This window comes from Acidovorax sp. HDW3, assembly GCF_011303755.1.
Classification (GTDB): Bacteria; Pseudomonadota; Gammaproteobacteria; order Burkholderiales; family Burkholderiaceae_C; genus Paenacidovorax.
Genome location: NZ_CP049885.1, coordinates 832723 through 847500 on the forward strand (window position 1 = coordinate 832723; position 14778 = coordinate 847500).

General features: G+C 64.2%; 15 protein-coding genes (1 of these 15 only partly in view). All 15 read left to right on the forward strand.

What is annotated here, in order from left to right; all coding sequences use genetic code 11:
- Positions 1 to 18 precede the first annotated feature (18 nt).
- Positions 19 to 855 (forward strand): type IV pilus biogenesis/stability protein PilW, encoded by an 837-nt coding sequence (gene pilW / locus G7045_RS03710; RefSeq protein ID WP_166160340.1) that lies wholly within the window; start codon positions 19 to 21, stop codon positions 853 to 855.
- Positions 848 to 1714: a RodZ domain-containing protein gene (locus G7045_RS03715; RefSeq protein WP_166157506.1), complete on the forward strand. Its 867-nt coding sequence runs from the start codon at positions 848 to 850 to the stop codon at positions 1712 to 1714. Before pilW ends, G7045_RS03715 begins: the two co-directional genes overlap by 8 nt.
- Entirely contained in the window at positions 1715 to 2992 is a 1278-nt protein-coding gene (gene ispG / locus G7045_RS03720) for a flavodoxin-dependent (E)-4-hydroxy-3-methylbut-2-enyl-diphosphate synthase (protein ID WP_166157509.1), read from the forward strand.
- 135 nt (positions 2993 to 3127) lie between these two features.
- Positions 3128 to 4423, forward strand: a complete 1296-nt coding sequence (gene hisS, locus G7045_RS03725) for a histidine--tRNA ligase (protein WP_166157512.1) — start codon at positions 3128 to 3130, stop codon at positions 4421 to 4423.
- A gap of 15 nt (positions 4424 to 4438) precedes the next feature.
- On the forward strand, positions 4439 to 5116 hold the full coding sequence (locus tag G7045_RS03730) for a tetratricopeptide repeat protein (RefSeq protein ID WP_166157515.1): 678 nt from the start codon (positions 4439 to 4441) through the stop codon (positions 5114 to 5116).
- Positions 5113 to 6264: an outer membrane protein assembly factor BamB gene (gene bamB / locus G7045_RS03735; RefSeq protein WP_166157518.1), complete on the forward strand. Its 1152-nt coding sequence runs from the start codon at positions 5113 to 5115 to the stop codon at positions 6262 to 6264. Before G7045_RS03730 ends, bamB begins: the two co-directional genes overlap by 4 nt.
- Positions 6265 to 6282: 18 nt before the next feature.
- Entirely contained in the window at positions 6283 to 7623 is a 1341-nt protein-coding gene (der, locus tag G7045_RS03740; protein WP_166157521.1) for a ribosome biogenesis GTPase Der, read from the forward strand.
- 90 nt (positions 7624 to 7713) lie between these two features.
- Entirely contained in the window at positions 7714 to 7968 is a 255-nt protein-coding gene (gene hfq / locus G7045_RS03745) for an RNA chaperone Hfq (RefSeq protein ID WP_240919265.1), read from the forward strand.
- Between the two features lie 60 nt (positions 7969 to 8028).
- Positions 8029 to 9207: a GTPase HflX gene (gene hflX / locus G7045_RS03750; protein WP_240919266.1), complete on the forward strand. Its 1179-nt coding sequence runs from the start codon at positions 8029 to 8031 to the stop codon at positions 9205 to 9207.
- 49 nt (positions 9208 to 9256) lie between these two features.
- Entirely contained in the window at positions 9257 to 10588 is a 1332-nt protein-coding gene (gene hflK, locus G7045_RS03755; RefSeq protein ID WP_166157527.1) for an FtsH protease activity modulator HflK, read from the forward strand.
- A gap of 9 nt (positions 10589 to 10597) precedes the next feature.
- Positions 10598 to 11485, forward strand: a complete 888-nt coding sequence (hflC, locus tag G7045_RS03760) for a protease modulator HflC (protein WP_166157530.1) — start codon at positions 10598 to 10600, stop codon at positions 11483 to 11485.
- A gap of 11 nt (positions 11486 to 11496) precedes the next feature.
- Complete coding sequence (locus G7045_RS03765; RefSeq protein WP_166157533.1) at positions 11497 to 11679, forward strand: DUF2065 family protein; 183 nt, start codon at positions 11497 to 11499, stop codon at positions 11677 to 11679.
- A 93-nt stretch (positions 11680 to 11772) separates the two neighbouring features.
- Entirely contained in the window at positions 11773 to 12921 is a 1149-nt protein-coding gene (locus tag G7045_RS03770; RefSeq protein WP_166157536.1) for an ATP phosphoribosyltransferase regulatory subunit, read from the forward strand.
- 36 nt (positions 12922 to 12957) lie between these two features.
- Entirely contained in the window at positions 12958 to 14334 is a 1377-nt protein-coding gene (locus G7045_RS03775; protein ID WP_166157539.1) for an adenylosuccinate synthase, read from the forward strand.
- A gap of 26 nt (positions 14335 to 14360) precedes the next feature.
- On the forward strand, positions 14361 to 14778 hold the 5' portion of the coding sequence (locus tag G7045_RS03780) for a phosphoribosyltransferase (protein ID WP_166157542.1). The gene runs 107 nt beyond the window's last position; the window shows 418 of its 525 coding nt (coding positions 1–418); the start codon lies at positions 14361 to 14363; its stop codon lies off the right edge, out of view.

The following is a 14778-nucleotide window of genomic DNA, read 5'->3' on the forward strand; positions in this document are numbered from 1 at the left end:
TCAAGGAGGCTGTGCATGATGGAGACGGTTATGGGCGCGTGGTGGCGCCAATCCCGGGCGCTGGGTGCGGCCGGCCTGGTGTGGGTGGCACTGTCGGGTTTGACGGGCTGTGCCACGCAGCCAGGGGCCCAGGGGCAGGACATGGGCAGCATCAGCAGCGTCAGCGATACGGAAGAAACCGAGGTGCACCGCCGCGCTCGCATCCGCCTGGAGCTGGCAGCTAACTACCTGGAGCGTGGCCAGCTGGAAGTGGCGCTCAACGAGCTCAAGCAGGCCCTGGCGATCGAGCCCAATTACGCCGACGCCTACAACCTGCGTGGCCTGATCTTCATGCGCATGGACGATCCGGGGCTGGCTGAAGATAGCTTCCGCCGCGCCATGGCCTTGCGCCCGAACGACCCCGATGTGGCGCACAACTATGGCTGGCTGCTGTGTCAGCAAAAGAAATTTACCCCGGCGCAAGAACAGTTCGAGCGTGCCCTGGCGGTGCGCAACTACGCTGCGCGCAGCCGCACTTACATGGCGCTGGGGCTGTGCCAGGACGCCTCCGGGCGCAGTGAGACGGCGCTGCAAAACCTGCTCAAATCCTATGAACTCGATCCTGCCAATCCGGTGGTCGCGTACAACCTGGCCATTCTTCTTCAGCGCCAGGGGGATCTCGAACGTGCGCAGTTCTACATCCGGCGCCTGAACAACAGCGAACTGGCCAATGCCCAATCGCTGTGGCTGGGCATCAAGATCGAGCGGGCGCTGCACAACGAGGTCGCCATGCGCCAGTTGGGCGAGCAGCTGCACAAGCGCTTCCCTGAATCCAAGGAATTTGGCGCCTACACCCGGGAAGCTTTCAATGACTGATGCCCTGGTGGTAACGGCGGGCACACTTTTGCGCCAGGCACGCGAGGCTGCCGGCATGGATGTGTCGGTGCTGGCCAGCGCCTTGAAAGTCCCGGTGGGCAAGCTGCAAGCGCTCGAAGCCGATGATTTCACCGCCTTGCCCGACGCCGTGTTTGCACGTGCGCTCGCTTCGAGTGTGTGCCGGGTGCTCAAGATCGACGCCGCGCCGGTGCTTCAGGGGCTGCCGCAGGGACAGGCGCCGCGCCTGGTGAGCGATGCGGACGGCATCAACGCCACCTTCAAAGACCCACAGGACAAGCGCCTGCTGCCCTGGAGCCTGCCGGTCGTGCCACGCGGCGCCAGTCTGGCGGTGCTGGCCCTGCTGATCGCGGCGGCGCTGGTGTACTTTTTGCCCACGGGTATGTTGGAGGTCGAGCTGTCGAAAACCGGCGTACCCAGCCAGGCCAGCGAGAGTGCACCGTTGGCGGCGCAGGCCCCGGACGTGCAAGAGCAAGCGGTCGAGGCGGTCGAACCCATCCCAGTCCAGGCACCTGCATCTGCACCAGCTGCAGCAACGCTCCCCGTGGCTGCAGCTGCCGCCGTACCTGCGCCTGGGGCCGATGGCGGCGCTGGTGCCGCTACGGGCAGCCTGCTCGAATTCAAGGCCAGTGCCGAATCCTGGGTACAGGTGCGCGATGCGGGCGGTAGCGTGGTTTTTGAGCGCGTGCTCAAGGCCGGCCAGACGGCGCAGGCTGGCGGCAAACCGCCGCTGGCCGTGGTGATTGGCAAGGCCAGTGCCACCGAGGTGCTGGTGCGCGGCGCGCCCTTTGATTTGACTGCAGTGGCGCGCGAGAACGTGGCGCGTTTTGAGGTGAAGTAAGTGCAAGACAAGAGTTTCGAGTCGGCCCGGCCCATCGCCCTGGCCCTGCCGGCACAGCGGCGCACGCGCCAGGCGCGCATTGCCTGGGGCGACAACGTCGTCACCGTCGGCGGCGGCGCACCCGTGCGCATCCAGTCCATGACCAACACCGACACCGTGGATGCGATTGGCACGGCCATCCAGGTCAAGGAGCTGGCGCTGGCGGGCTCGGAGTTTGTGCGCATCACGGTCAACACGCCCGAGGCGGCGGCTGCCGTGCCCTATATCCGCGAGCAGCTCGACCGCATGGGCGTTGCCACGCCGCTGGTGGGTGACTTTCACTACAACGGCCACCGTCTGCTGACCGATTTTCCCGACTGCGCCCAGGCCCTGTCCAAGTACCGCATCAACCCTGGCAACGTGGGCAAGGGCGACAAAAAAGACAAGCAGTTCGCGCAGATGATCGAGGCGGCAATGCGCTGGGACAAGGCGGTGCGCATCGGCGTCAACTGGGGCAGCCTGGACCAGGCGCTGCTGGCCGAGCTGATGGACGCCAACAGCCGCCGCGCCCAGCCCTGGGACGCCCGCCAGGTGATGTACGAGGCTTTGATTACCTCCGCCCTGGACTCGGCCCGCCAGGCGCAGGCGCTGGGGCTCAATGGCGACAACATCCTCCTGTCGTGCAAGGTCAGCGGCGTACAGGATTTGATCGCGGTGTACCGCGAGCTGGCGCGCCGCTGCGACTACGCCCTGCACCTGGGCCTGACCGAGGCCGGCATGGGCACCAAGGGCACGGTGGCGTCGAGCGCGGCGCTGTCGGTGCTGTTGCAAGAGGGCATTGGCGAGACGATTCGCGTCTCCCTCACGCCCCAGCCGGGCGAGGCCCGCACGCAAGAGGTGGTGGTCGCTGCTGAGATTTTGCAAGCCCTGGGTCTGCGTGCATTTGTGCCCAGCGTCACCGCTTGCCCTGGGTGTGGCCGCACCACCAGCACCACCTTCCAGGAGCTGGCCAAGCAGATCGACGACTTCCTGCGCGCGCAAATGCCCATCTGGCGCCAGCAATACCCCGGCGTGGAGGGCATGAAGGTGGCGGTGATGGGCTGCATCGTCAACGGCCCCGGCGAGAGCCGCCACGCCGACATCGGCATCAGCCTGCCCGGCACGGGCGAAGCGCCCGCCGCGCCCGTGTTCATCGACGGCGAAAAAGCCCTGACCCTGCGCGGCGAAGGCATTGCGCAGGAATTCCAGGCCCTGGTGGAGGGCTATGTGCAGCGCCGCTATGGCCCGCGCCAACCCTGAATGCTTATTGGGGCTTATTGGGGTCAGATTCCAATTATCAAAAACCATAGCTGCTCGCGCTTGTCTGGCGCGGGTTTGAGCAATAAATAACCCTCAAACCCTTATCTGGCAAGCGCGAGCAGCTCACTTTTTTATATGGCAAAGAACGACAAACTGAGCGCCGTCAAAGGCATGAACGACATCCTGCCGGGCGAATCCGAGCGCTGGCAGTGGCTGGAGGCGCAGGTGCGCGCGCTGATGGACGGCTTTGCCTACCGCAACGTGCGCACGCCCATCGTCGAGCACACGCAGCTGTTCGTGCGCGGCATCGGCGAGGTGACCGACATCGTCGAGAAAGAGATGTACTCGTTCGAGGACAAGCTCAACGGCGAGCGCCTGACCCTGCGCCCCGAGGGCACGGCCAGCCTGGTGCGCGCCACCGTCGAGCACAACCTGCTGTACGACGGCGGCAAGCGCATGTGGTACATGGGCCCCATGTTCCGCCACGAGCGCCCGCAGCGCGGCCGCTACCGCCAGTTCCACCAGATTGGTGCCGAGGCGCTGGGCTTTGCCGGGCCGGACGTGGACGCCGAGCTCATCTTGCTGGCCGTGGCGCTGTGGAAGCGCCTGGGCCTCACGCAGTGGCGCCTGGAGATCAACAGCCTGGGCCAGAGCGAGGAGCGCGCCGCGCACCGTGCCGCGCTGATTGCCTACCTGGAGCAGCACCAGGACGTGATGGACGAGGAGGCCAAGCGCCGCCTCTACAGCAACCCGCTGCGCGTGCTCGACACCAAAAACCCGGCCATGCAGGAGATGGTCAACGGCGCGCCCCGGCTGCTCGACTACCTGGGCGCGGCGTCGCTGGCGCACTTCGACGGGCTGAAAGCCATCCTGGACGCCAACGGCGTGCCCTGGACGGTGAACCCGCGCCTGGTGCGCGGCCTGGACTACTACAACCTCACGGTGTTCGAGTTCGTCACCGACCTGCTGGGCGCGCAGGGCACGATCTGCGCCGGCGGCCGCTACGACGGGTTGATCGAGCAGATCGGCGGCAAGAGCGCCCCGGCCGTGGGCTGGGCGCTGGGCGTGGAGCGCGTGCTTGAACTCGTCAAAGAGCTGGGCACCGAGATTGCGCAGGCGCCGCTCGATGCCTACGCCATCGTGCCCGACGCCGCCGCCATGCCGCAGGTGCTCCAAACCCTGACCGTGCTGCGCGAAGCCGGCCTGCGCGTGCAGATGCACGCCGCCACCGAGCAGGGCATGGGCAGCATGAAATCACAGTTCAAGAAAGCCGACGCCAGCGGTGCGCGCCATGCGCTCATCTTTGGCGGCGACGAGCTGGCGCGTGGCGAGGTCACCGTCAAAGCCCTGCGCGACGGCAGTGGCGCGCAATGCGAACGCCGCCTGGCCGAGGTGGCGCAATGGGCGCCCACCCTACAATCGAACGCCTAACTTTCCTGAACCTCCATGGCACAACATCTCGATCTTGAAGAACAAGAGCAACTCGACCAGCTCAAGCATTTTTGGAACGCCTGGGGCAACCTGATCAGCGCCGTGCTGCTGCTGGTCTTTGGCAGCCTGGCGGCTTGGAATGGCTATCAATACTGGCAAAAGCGCCAGGCCGTGCAGGCCACGGCACTGCTCGACGCCGTCGATGCAGCGGCTACGGCGCACGATGGTGCGCGGCTGCAGCAGGCGCTGAACGATTTGCAAACCGGCTACGCCGGTACGGCGCAGGCCGGCCTGGCGGGTTTGATGGCCGGCAAGGAACTGCTGGCCGAAGGCAAGACCGATGAGGCCAAGGCTGCACTCACCTGGGTGGCCGAGAAAGCCGCCGATGCCGGCCACCAGGCCCTGGCACGCCTGCGCCTGGCGAGCCTGCTGGTGGAACAAAAAAATTACGACGAAGCGCTCAAGCAGCTCGGTGGCAACTTCCCGCCCGAGTTCGACGCCGCCGTTGCCGACCGCAAGGGCGACATCTATGCCCTGCAGGACAAAAAAGCCGAAGCCATCGCCGCCTACGAAAAAGCCTTCAAGGGCTTTGAGGACGGCCTGCAGTACCGCCGCCTGGTCGAAGCCAAGCTCAACGCCCTGGGCGTGCAGCCGGCACAGGCCAGCCCTGCCGCTGCAGGGGGTGCGCAATGAGCGCCCGCCGCCATCTGCGCCCCCTGCGTCCGCTTCTGGCGCTGGCCCTGGTGGGCTCGCTGACCTTGTCGGGCTGCTCCTTGTGGGGTGGTTCGAGCAAGCCCCAGCCCTTGCAGCTCGGCCCCATGGAGCCGGTGCTCGCCGTGCGCCAGGCCTGGAGCAACCCGATAGGTGCCGTGGGCGGCTTGCCGCTGCAGGTGCATGTGCAGGGCACGCAGCTGACCCTGGCCTCGGCCAGCGGCACGGTGGCGGCGCTCGATGCCCGCACGGGTGCCGATGTGTGGCGCACTCAGCTGGGCACGCCGCTGACGGCTGGCATTGGCAGCGATGGCCGCCATGCGGCGGTGGTCTCGGCCAACAACGAATTGATCGTGCTCGATCAGGGACGCGAAGCCTGGCGCCAGCCGCTGACGGCGCAGTCCTACACCGCGCCGCTGGTGGCCGGTGCGCGCGTGTTCGTGCTCACGGCCGACCGCACTCTGGCAGCCTATGACGCCGCCAGTGGCCAGCGCCTGTGGCGCCAGCAACGCCAGGGCGAGCCCCTGGTGCTGCGCGAATCCGGGCTGCTGACGGCGGTGGGCGACACCCTGGTCACCGGCGTTTCCGGGCGCCTGGTGGGCATCAACCCCGACAACGGCACGGTGCGCTGGGAGAGCCTGATCGCCACCTCGCGCGGCACGAACGACGTCGAGCGCCTGGTGGAGCTGGTCGAGCCCGTCAGCCGTGTGGGCAACAGCCTGTGCGCGCGCGCTTTCCAGGCCGGAGTGGGCTGTGTCCACCTGGGCCAGGGCAACACCGTCTGGAGCGACAAGGCCAGCGGCGCCACCGGTGTTGCCGGTGACGAGCAGCAGCTGTTTGGCACCGAAAGCAACGGCCTGGTGCAGGCTTGGCGCCGCAACGACGGCAGCCGCACCTGGAGCTACAACCAGCTGCAGTACCGCAAGCTGACGGCGCCGCTGCTGCTGGGGCGTTCGGTGGTGGTGGGTGATGATGCCGGCTGGGTGCACCTGCTCTCGGCGCAGGATGGCCAGCCGCTGAACCGCTTTGCCACCGATGGCTCGGGCATTGCCGCCACGCCGGTGCAGGCGGGAGAGACGCTGGTGGTCGTCACGCGCAAGGGCGCGGTGTATGGCTTCCGACCGGATTGATGAGGTAGTATTTTTCAGATGAAACCCGTGATTGCCCTTGTGGGGCGCCCCAATGTCGGTAAATCGACGCTGTTCAACCGCCTGACCAAGTCGCGCGACGCCATCGTGGCCGATTTCGCCGGCCTGACGCGCGACCGCCATTACGGCAATGGCCGCCAAGGCAAGCTCGAATACATCGTTATCGACACCGGCGGCTTCGAGCCCGACGCCGGTAGCGGCATCTTCCGCGAGATGGCCAAGCAGACGCGCCAGGCGGTGGCTGAGTCCGATGTCGTGGTCTTCGTCGTCGATGTGCGCGCCGGCCTGTCGGCGCAGGATCACGACATTGCCAACTACCTGCGCCGCCTGGGCAAGCCCTGTCTGCTGGTGGCGAACAAGGCCGAGGGGATGCAGTCGGGCGTGCAGCTGTCGGAGTTCTACGAGCTGGGCCTGGGCGAGGTCTATCCCGTCTCGGCCGCCCACGGCCAGGGCGTGCGCGGCCTGGTCGAAAAAGCGCTGGAACCCCTGAATCTGCCCGAACCCGAGGACGACGAAGCAGAGCAGCAGGGCCAGGGGCCGATCAAGCTCGCCGTCGCCGGGCGGCCGAACGTCGGCAAATCCACGCTCATCAACACCTGGCTGGGCGAGGAGCGCCTGGTGGCGTTTGATATGCCGGGCACGACGCGCGATGCCATCAGCGTGCCGTTCGAGCGCCAGGGGCAGAAATTCGAGCTCGTCGATACGGCAGGACTGCGCCGCAAAGGCAAGGTGTTCGAGGCGATTGAGAAGTTCTCCGTCGTCAAGACGCTGCAGGCCATCGAATCGGCCAACGTCGTGCTGCTGCTGCTCGATGCCACGCAGGGCGTGACGGATCAGGATGCGCACATTGCGGGCTACATCTTGGAGAGTGGCCGCGCCGTGGTGCTGGCGGTGAACAAGTGGGACGCGGTCGATGAGTACCAGCGCCAGATGCTTGAGCGCTCCATCGAGACGCGGCTGTCCTTTCTCAAGTTTGCCAACATCCACTTCATTTCGGCGCAAAAACGCCAGGGTCTGGGGCCGCTGTGGACGTCCATCATTGCCGCGCACAAGGCGGCGACCTGCAAGATGCCGACGCCGGTGCTCACGCGCCTGCTGCTCGAATCCATCCAATTCCAGACGCCCAAGCGTGTGGGCGGCTACCGCCCGAAGATGCGCTACGCCCACCAAGGCGGCATGAACCCGCCGCTGATCGTGATCCACGGCAATTCGCTGGAGTTGGTCACCGATGCGTACAAGCGCTTCCTGGAGGGGCGTTTCCGCAAGGAATTCAACCTCGTCGGTACGCCGCTGCGCATCGAACTGAAAACCTCGCACAACCCGTTTGCCGACAAAGAGTGATGCGCATTCAATGCCCTTGCTGCAGCGCACAAGGTGTGGGCTGTGGTAAGGTGGAAGATTACAACAACACGTTTGAACACGGAGCATATCGTGAGCAATAAAGGCCAACTTCTCCAAGACCCGTTCCTCAACGCGCTGCGCCGCGAGCATGTGCCGGTGTCCATTTATCTGGTCAACGGCATCAAGCTGCAGGGCCAGATCGAGTCTTTCGACCAATACGTCGTGCTGCTGCGCAACACCGTGACGCAAATGGTCTACAAGCACGCCATCTCCACCATCGTCCCGGGCCGCGCCGTGAATTTCTCCACGGCCGATACGGCGGACACCGAAACCAGCGGCGCCTGAGTTTGGTGCACGCCATGACTCCCCGCTGTGGTGGGGTGTTCAGCCCCGGAAAGGGCTTGTGTGGGCTCTGATCACGCAACGCAACGCCAAAGCGCCGCCGTGGTGCTGGTGGGCGTGGACTTTGGTCTGCCCCATTTCGATGCCGAACTCGAAGAGCTCGGCCTGCTGGCGCAAACCGCAGGCTTGCAGCCGGTGGCGCGCCTGGTGTGCAAGCGCAAGGCGCCCGATGCAGCGCTCTTCGTCGGCAGCGGCAAGGCCGATGAAATCCGTCTGCTGGTGCAGATGCACGGCGCTGCCGAGGTATTGTTCGACCAAGCGCTGAGCCCGGCGCAGCAGCGCAATCTGGAGCGCCACCTGGAAGTGCCGGTGTACGACCGTACGCTGCTCATTCTGGAGATTTTTGCCCAGCGCGCGCGCAGCCACGAAGGCAAGCTGCAGGTGGAACTCGCGCGCCTGCAGTACCTGAGCACGCGTCTGGTGCGCCGCTGGACGCACTTGGAGCGTCAGCAGGGCGGTATCGGCCAGCGCGGCGGCCCGGGCGAGACGCAGATCGAGCTCGACAAGCGCATGATCGGTGAAGCCATCAAGCGCACCAAGGAGCGGCTGCAGAAGGTCAAGCGCCAGCGCAACACCCAGCGCCGCCAGCGTGAGCGCCGTGACACATTCAACATCTCGCTGGTGGGCTATACCAACGCTGGCAAATCGACGCTGTTCAATGCCCTGGTGAAGGCGCGTGCTTACGCTGCCGACCAGTTGTTTGCCACTTTGGATACCACGACGCGCCAGCTGTACCTGGCCGATGCGGGCTGTTCGGTTTCGCTCTCCGACACTGTTGGCTTCATCCGCGACCTGCCACACGGCTTGGTCGATGCCTTTCAGGCCACCTTGCAGGAGGCGGTGGATGCCGATTTGCTGCTGCACGTGGTCGATGGTGCGAATCCGCATTTTCCGGAGCAAATTGCCCAGGTGCAGCGCGTGCTGGCGGAAATCGACGCCGCCGACATCCCGCAGTGGCTGGTGTTCAACAAGCTCGACGCCCTGGCGCCCGAGCAGCGCCCGCCGCAGTTGCAGGGTACGTATGAGCTCGACGCTCGCCTGCTGCCCCGCATATCCCTGAGCGCACGCTCGGGTGAAGGCTTGGCGGCTTTGCGCCAGCAATTGGCAGCGGCCGTGCTGGCTGCACGCGGTCAAGAAATGTCCTCTGGGGATATTCTTGATTTGCCAGGAGAAACCGCTTGATTGGGCACAATGCCCGCTTCGCTCGCATCCAACCTCACTGAGACATTGCATGATTTTTCCAATTCGCGCCCCGCGTTGGGCAATGCTGCCGCAGCGTATTCGGGGGATGTTCAACCTCAACGACCCACGCTGGGGCCGGGGGGATGACAAGCCCAACGACGATGGGCGCCAGGAGGAGCGCCCGCCGCAGGGGCAGCGCAACAACCCGGGGCCGGGGGCGCAGCCGCCCGATTTGGATGAGCTTTGGCGTGACCTTAACCGCAAGCTTTCGGGCCTGTTCGGTGGTGGCGGCAATGGCGGCCCCCGGGGGCCGGCCGGCAACGGTTTTCAACCCGACATGAAGAACGCCGGCCTTGGCCTGGGGTTGATTGCCGGCGTGGCGTTTTTCATTTGGATGGGTACCGGCATTTTCATCGTGCAGGAAGGCCAGCAGGCGGTCATTACCCAATTCGGCAAATACAAGAGCACGGTGGGTGCCGGCATCAACTGGCGTCTGCCGTACCCGATCCAGCGCCATGAATTGGTGTTCGTGACGCAGATCCGCTCGGCTGACGTCGGGCGCGACAGCGTCATCAAGAGCACCGGCCTGCGCGATTCGGCGATGTTGACCGAGGATGAGAACATCGTCGAAATCAAGTTCGCCGTGCAATACCGTCTGAACGACGCACGCGCTTGGCTGTTCGAGAGCAAGAACCCGGCCGACGCCGTGGTACAGGCGGCCGAAACGGCGGTGCGCGAGGTTGTCGGCAAAATGAAGATGGACACGGCCCTGGCGGAGGAGCGCGACCAGATTGCGCCGCGCGTACGCCAGCTGATGCAGACCATTCTCGATCGCTACAAAATTGGTGTCGAAGTCGTTGGTATTAATCTGCAACAAGGCGGCGTGCGCCCGCCTGAGCAGGTGCAGTCCGCATTCGACGATGTGCTCAAGGCAGGCCAGGAGCGCGAGCGCGCCAAGAACGAAGCCCAGGCCTACGCCAACGACGTGGTGCCGCGCGCTACGGGTACGGCCTCACGCCTGACGGAAGAGGCTGCCGCGTACAAGGCCCGTATCGTGGCCCAGGCCCAGGGTGATGCGCAGCGCTTTTCCTCTGTGTTGGCGGAGTATCAGAAGGCGCCGCAGGTGACGCGCGACCGCATGTACCTCGATGCCATGCAGCAGATGTACAGCAGCGTCACCAAGGTGCTGGTCGATGCGCGCCAAGGCTCGAACCTGCTGTACCTGCCGCTGGACAAGATCATGCAAAACGTGGCCCAGCAGCCCGCCTTGGTGGAAAACCAAGGCGCCGCTGCGCCCGCTGCGGCCCCCACCCTCCCAGCGTTGGGCAATGATGCCCGCGCCCGTGACAACAGCCGCTCGCGTGAGCGCGAGCCGCGCTAGGAGATGCCCGTGAACCGTATTGGTTTTTTTGTTTCCAGCATCGTGCTGCTGCTGGCATTGGCCAGCTCCATGCTGTTCGTGGTCGATCAGCGCCAGTTTGGCGTGGTCTACGCCCTGGGGCAGATCAAGGAAGTGATTACCGAGCCCGGGCTCAACTTCAAGCTGCCGCCGCCGCTGCAAAACGTCACCTACATCGACAAGCGCTTGCTGACGCTCGACAGCTCTGATACCGAACCCATGCTGACGGCAGAAAAGCAGCGCGTGGTCATTGACTGGTATGTGCGTTGGCGTATTTCCGAGCCCAGCGAGTACATCCGCAACGTTGGCATGGACGAAAACGCCGGCGCGCTGCAGCTCAACCGCGTGGTGCGCAACGCCTTCCAGGAGGAGATCAACCGCCGCACGGTGCGTGAGCTGCTCTCTACCAAGCGTGAGGCGCTGATGGCCGATGTGAAGAAAGAAGTGCTCGAAGCCGTGCGCGGTGCCAAGCCCTGGGGCGTGGACGTGGTGGACGTGCGCATCACCCGCGTCGATTACGTCGAGGCCATTACGGAATCCGTCTACCGTCGCATGGAAGCCGAGCGCAAGCGCGTGGCCAACGAGCTGCGTTCGACCGGCGCCGCCGAGGGCGAAAAAATCCGTGCCGATGCCGATCGCCAGCGTGAGATCACGGTTGCCAATGCCTACCGCGATGCGCAAAAAATCAAGGGCGAGGGCGATGCAGAAGCAGCGCATATCTACGCTGAGGCCTTTGGCCGCGATCCGCAGTTCGCCCAGTTCTACCGCAGCCTCGATGCTTACAAGGCCAGCTTTGGCAAGAAGAGCGACGTGATGGTGCTCGACCCCGCATCTTCTGAGTTCTTCAAGGCCATGCGCAGCAGCGGCGCTGCCAAGTAAGTGGTGGCTCGGTGAGTGACAGTTGGTGGGCCGCTTGCGCCTTGTTGCTGATTTTTGAGGGCCTTTTGCCCTTTGCAGCCCCTGGGCTGTGGCGGCGCATGTGGACGCAGGTGGCGCAGCTGCGCGATGGGCAAATTCGCTTCTTTGCCTTGTGCAGCATCGGCGCGGGCCTTTTGTTGCTGCTGTGGCTCTGAAGCCAGGGCTTGCCGTCCCGTTGTGGGTGGTCTTGGAGGGGACTCCAGGGCCATGCCGGTAGAATCGCGTTTTTAACAGCCTTACCTCCTGCCATGTCTGCCTGGGTCCTGCCGGATCACATTGCCGATGTTTTGCCTTCCGAGGCCCGGCACATCGAAGAATTGCGTCGCGGGCTGCTCGATACCGCACGTGGCTATGGCTATGAATTGGTCATGCCGCCGCTGCTGGAGCATCTTGAATCCCTGCTCACCGGCTCGGGCGAGGCGCTGGATCTGCAAACCTTCCAGTTGGTCGATCAACTCTCGGGCCGTACCCTGGGCCTGCGTGCCGATACCACGCAGCAGGTGGCGCGCATCGACGCCCACCTGCTCAATCGCCAGGCCGTCACGCGCCTGTGCTATTGCGGCCCGGTGCTGCATACCCGGCCCGATCGACCTTATGCCACCCGCGAACCGCTGCAGTTTGGCGCTGAAATTTACGGCCACTCCGGTATGGAGGCCGACCTGGAGGCCCTGCGTTTGGCCCTTGACTGCTTGCGCGTCGCGCAACTCGGCGCGGTCAGCGTCGATTTGGCCGACGTGCGCATCGTGCGCAGTCTGCTCGCTGGCGTGATGGTCGATGCCCAGGTGCTGCGCGCAGTGCATATGGCCCTGGCCGCCAAGGACGCGAGCGAACTGGCGCAACTCACACGCAATTTCCCCGTTCACGCGCGTACCGGCTTGCAGGCGCTGCTGTCCTTGTATGGCGATATCCAGGTGCTTGATGAAGCTGAAAAAGCCTTGCAGGGCATAGCTGGCGTGCGTGAGGTGCTATCAAATTTGCGTATTGTGGCCCAGCGGCTAGAGGGCGTGGCAGTCACGTTCGACCTGGCTGATCTGCGCGGTTATGCCTACTACAGCGGTATGCGCTTTGGCATTTACACCTCGGGTGCAAGCGATGCCCTGGTGCGTGGCGGTCGATATGACGAGGTGGGTGCTGTGTTTGGTCGCAACCGGCCGGCAGCCGGTTTCAGCCTGGATATCAAACAGCTGGTCGCCGTCGTGCCGCCGCGTGCGCTGCGTGCCGCCATTCGTGCACCCTGGAGCGAGGCGCCGGATTTGACTGCGGCCATCGCTGCCCTGCGTCACCAGGGCGAAACCGTGGTTTGCGTGCTCCCAGGTCACGAAAGCGGAGTCGATGAGTTTGACTGCGACCGTGAACTGGTGCAGCTTTCTGGGCAGTGGGCCGTGCGCGCCCTTTGATGCCCGATGGATTCACACAATTAACCGGATTTGGATATGAATACACACAAAGGTCGCAACGTCGTCGTGGTCGGCACCCAGTGGGGTGACGAGGGCAAGGGCAAGCTGGTCGATTGGCTGACCGAGAGCGCCCAGGGCGTGGTGCGCTTTCAGGGCGGACACAACGCTGGTCATACGCTGGTCATCAACGGCGTGAAAACGGCGCTGCACCTGATCCCGAGCGGCATCATGCGTCCAGGCGTCAAGTGCTATATCGGCAACGGCGTGGTGCTGTCGGCGGCCAAGTTGTTCGAGGAAATCGAGGGCCTAGAAAAAGCCGGCGTTGAAGTGCGCTCGCGCCTGCGTGTGTCTGAAGCCTGCCCGTTGATCTTGCCGTTCCACGTTGCCCTTGATGTGGCCCGCGAGGCGGCGCGCGAGCAGGGTGGGGTGGAAAAAATTGGTACCACGGGCCGTGGCATTGGCCCCGCTTACGAAGACAAGATCGCCCGCCGTGCGCTGCGCGTGCAGGATTTGAAGCACCCCGAGCGTTTTGCCACCAAATTGCGTGAACTGCTGGCGCTGCACAACCATGTGCTGCAGACTTTCCTGCGCTCGGGCGACTTCAGTTTTGGCGAGGCCCTCAAGCCGTACCTGCAAGATGGTGCAGTGCAATTTGAGCCGGTGTACCAGGAAGCCATGCGCCACGCTGAACTGCTTGCGCCAATGATGGCCGACGTTTCGCGTGAACTCAACGAGGCCCATCAGGCCGGCGCCAACTTGTTGTTTGAAGGCGCTCAAGGCACTTTGCTTGACGTCGATCACGGTACTTACCCCTATGTCACCTCGAGCAACTGCGTCGCTGGTAATGCGGCCGCAGGTTCGGGTGTCGGCCCGGGCATGTTGCACTACATCCTTGGCATCACCAAAGCCTATTGCACCCGCGTGGGCGGTGGCCCGTTCCCGACCGAGCTTGATTGGGAAAAGGAAGGTACGCCGGGCTATCACATGAGCACGGTTGGTGCGGAGAAGGGCGTCACGACGGGGCGCAGCCGCCGCTGTGGCTGGTTCGATGCTGCCTTGCTCAAGCGCAGTGCCCAGGTCAATGGCCTTTCGGGACTCTGCATAACCAAGCTTGATGTGCTCGATGGTTTGACCGAACTGCAGCTGTGCGTGGGTTATGAGCTCGATGGTGCGCGCATCGACCTGTTGCCGATGGGGGCCGATGAAATCGCCCGCTGCCAGCCCATCTACGAAGTCATGCCTGGCTGGACGGAGTCCACTGTCGGCGTCACGGTGTATGAACAGCTGCCGCAGGCAGCGCGCAATTACCTGGAGCGCATCACCCAGGTCACAGGCGTGCCAATCGCCATGATCTCGACCAGCCCGGATCGGGATCACACCATCATGATGACCCACCCTTACCGGGCGGGTTGAGTTTTCCCTTTTGGAGTTTCCTTTTTATGTTGACCGAAGACGGTAAGCATCTCTACGTCAGCTATGACGAATACCACAACCTGATTGAAAAACTGGCCCTCAAGGTGCATCAGTCGGGGTGGGAGTTCGACACCATCTTGTGTCTGGCACGCGGTGGCCTGCGTCCCGGTGACATCCTGAGCCGTATCTTTAACAAGCCCCTGGCCATCATGTCCACCAGCTCGTACCGTGCCGAAGCCGGCACGGTGCAGGGACATTTGGACATTGCGCGCTTCATTACCACCCCCAAGGCTGAAATCGCTGGGCGGGTGCTGTTGGTGGACGACTTGGCGGATTCGGGGCATACGCTCAATGCTGTCATCAAGATGCTCAAGACCAACTATGCTCCGATCACCGAGCTGCGCAGTGCCGTAGTCTGGACCAAGGGCGTGTCGGTGTTCACCC

Excerpts from the sequence above, each read along its gene's own strand:
- pilW (WP_166160340.1), top strand. The coding sequence starts at position 19 with ATGGAGACGGTTATGGGCGCGTGGTGGCGCCAATCCCGGGCGCTGGGT.
- hflK (WP_166157527.1), top strand. The coding sequence starts at position 9,257 with ATGATTTTTCCAATTCGCGCCCCGCGTTGGGCAATGCTGCCGCAGCGT.
- G7045_RS03715 (WP_166157506.1), top strand. The coding sequence starts at position 848 with ATGACTGATGCCCTGGTGGTAACGGCGGGCACACTTTTGCGCCAGGCA.
- hisS (WP_166157512.1), top strand. The coding sequence starts at position 3,128 with ATGGCAAAGAACGACAAACTGAGCGCCGTCAAAGGCATGAACGACATC.
- G7045_RS03770 (WP_166157536.1), top strand. The coding sequence starts at position 11,773 with ATGTCTGCCTGGGTCCTGCCGGATCACATTGCCGATGTTTTGCCTTCC.
- der (WP_166157521.1), top strand. The coding sequence starts at position 6,283 with ATGAAACCCGTGATTGCCCTTGTGGGGCGCCCCAATGTCGGTAAATCG.
- bamB (WP_166157518.1), top strand. The coding sequence starts at position 5,113 with ATGAGCGCCCGCCGCCATCTGCGCCCCCTGCGTCCGCTTCTGGCGCTG.
- G7045_RS03730 (WP_166157515.1), top strand. The coding sequence starts at position 4,439 with ATGGCACAACATCTCGATCTTGAAGAACAAGAGCAACTCGACCAGCTC.
- G7045_RS03775 (WP_166157539.1), top strand. The coding sequence starts at position 12,958 with ATGAATACACACAAAGGTCGCAACGTCGTCGTGGTCGGCACCCAGTGG.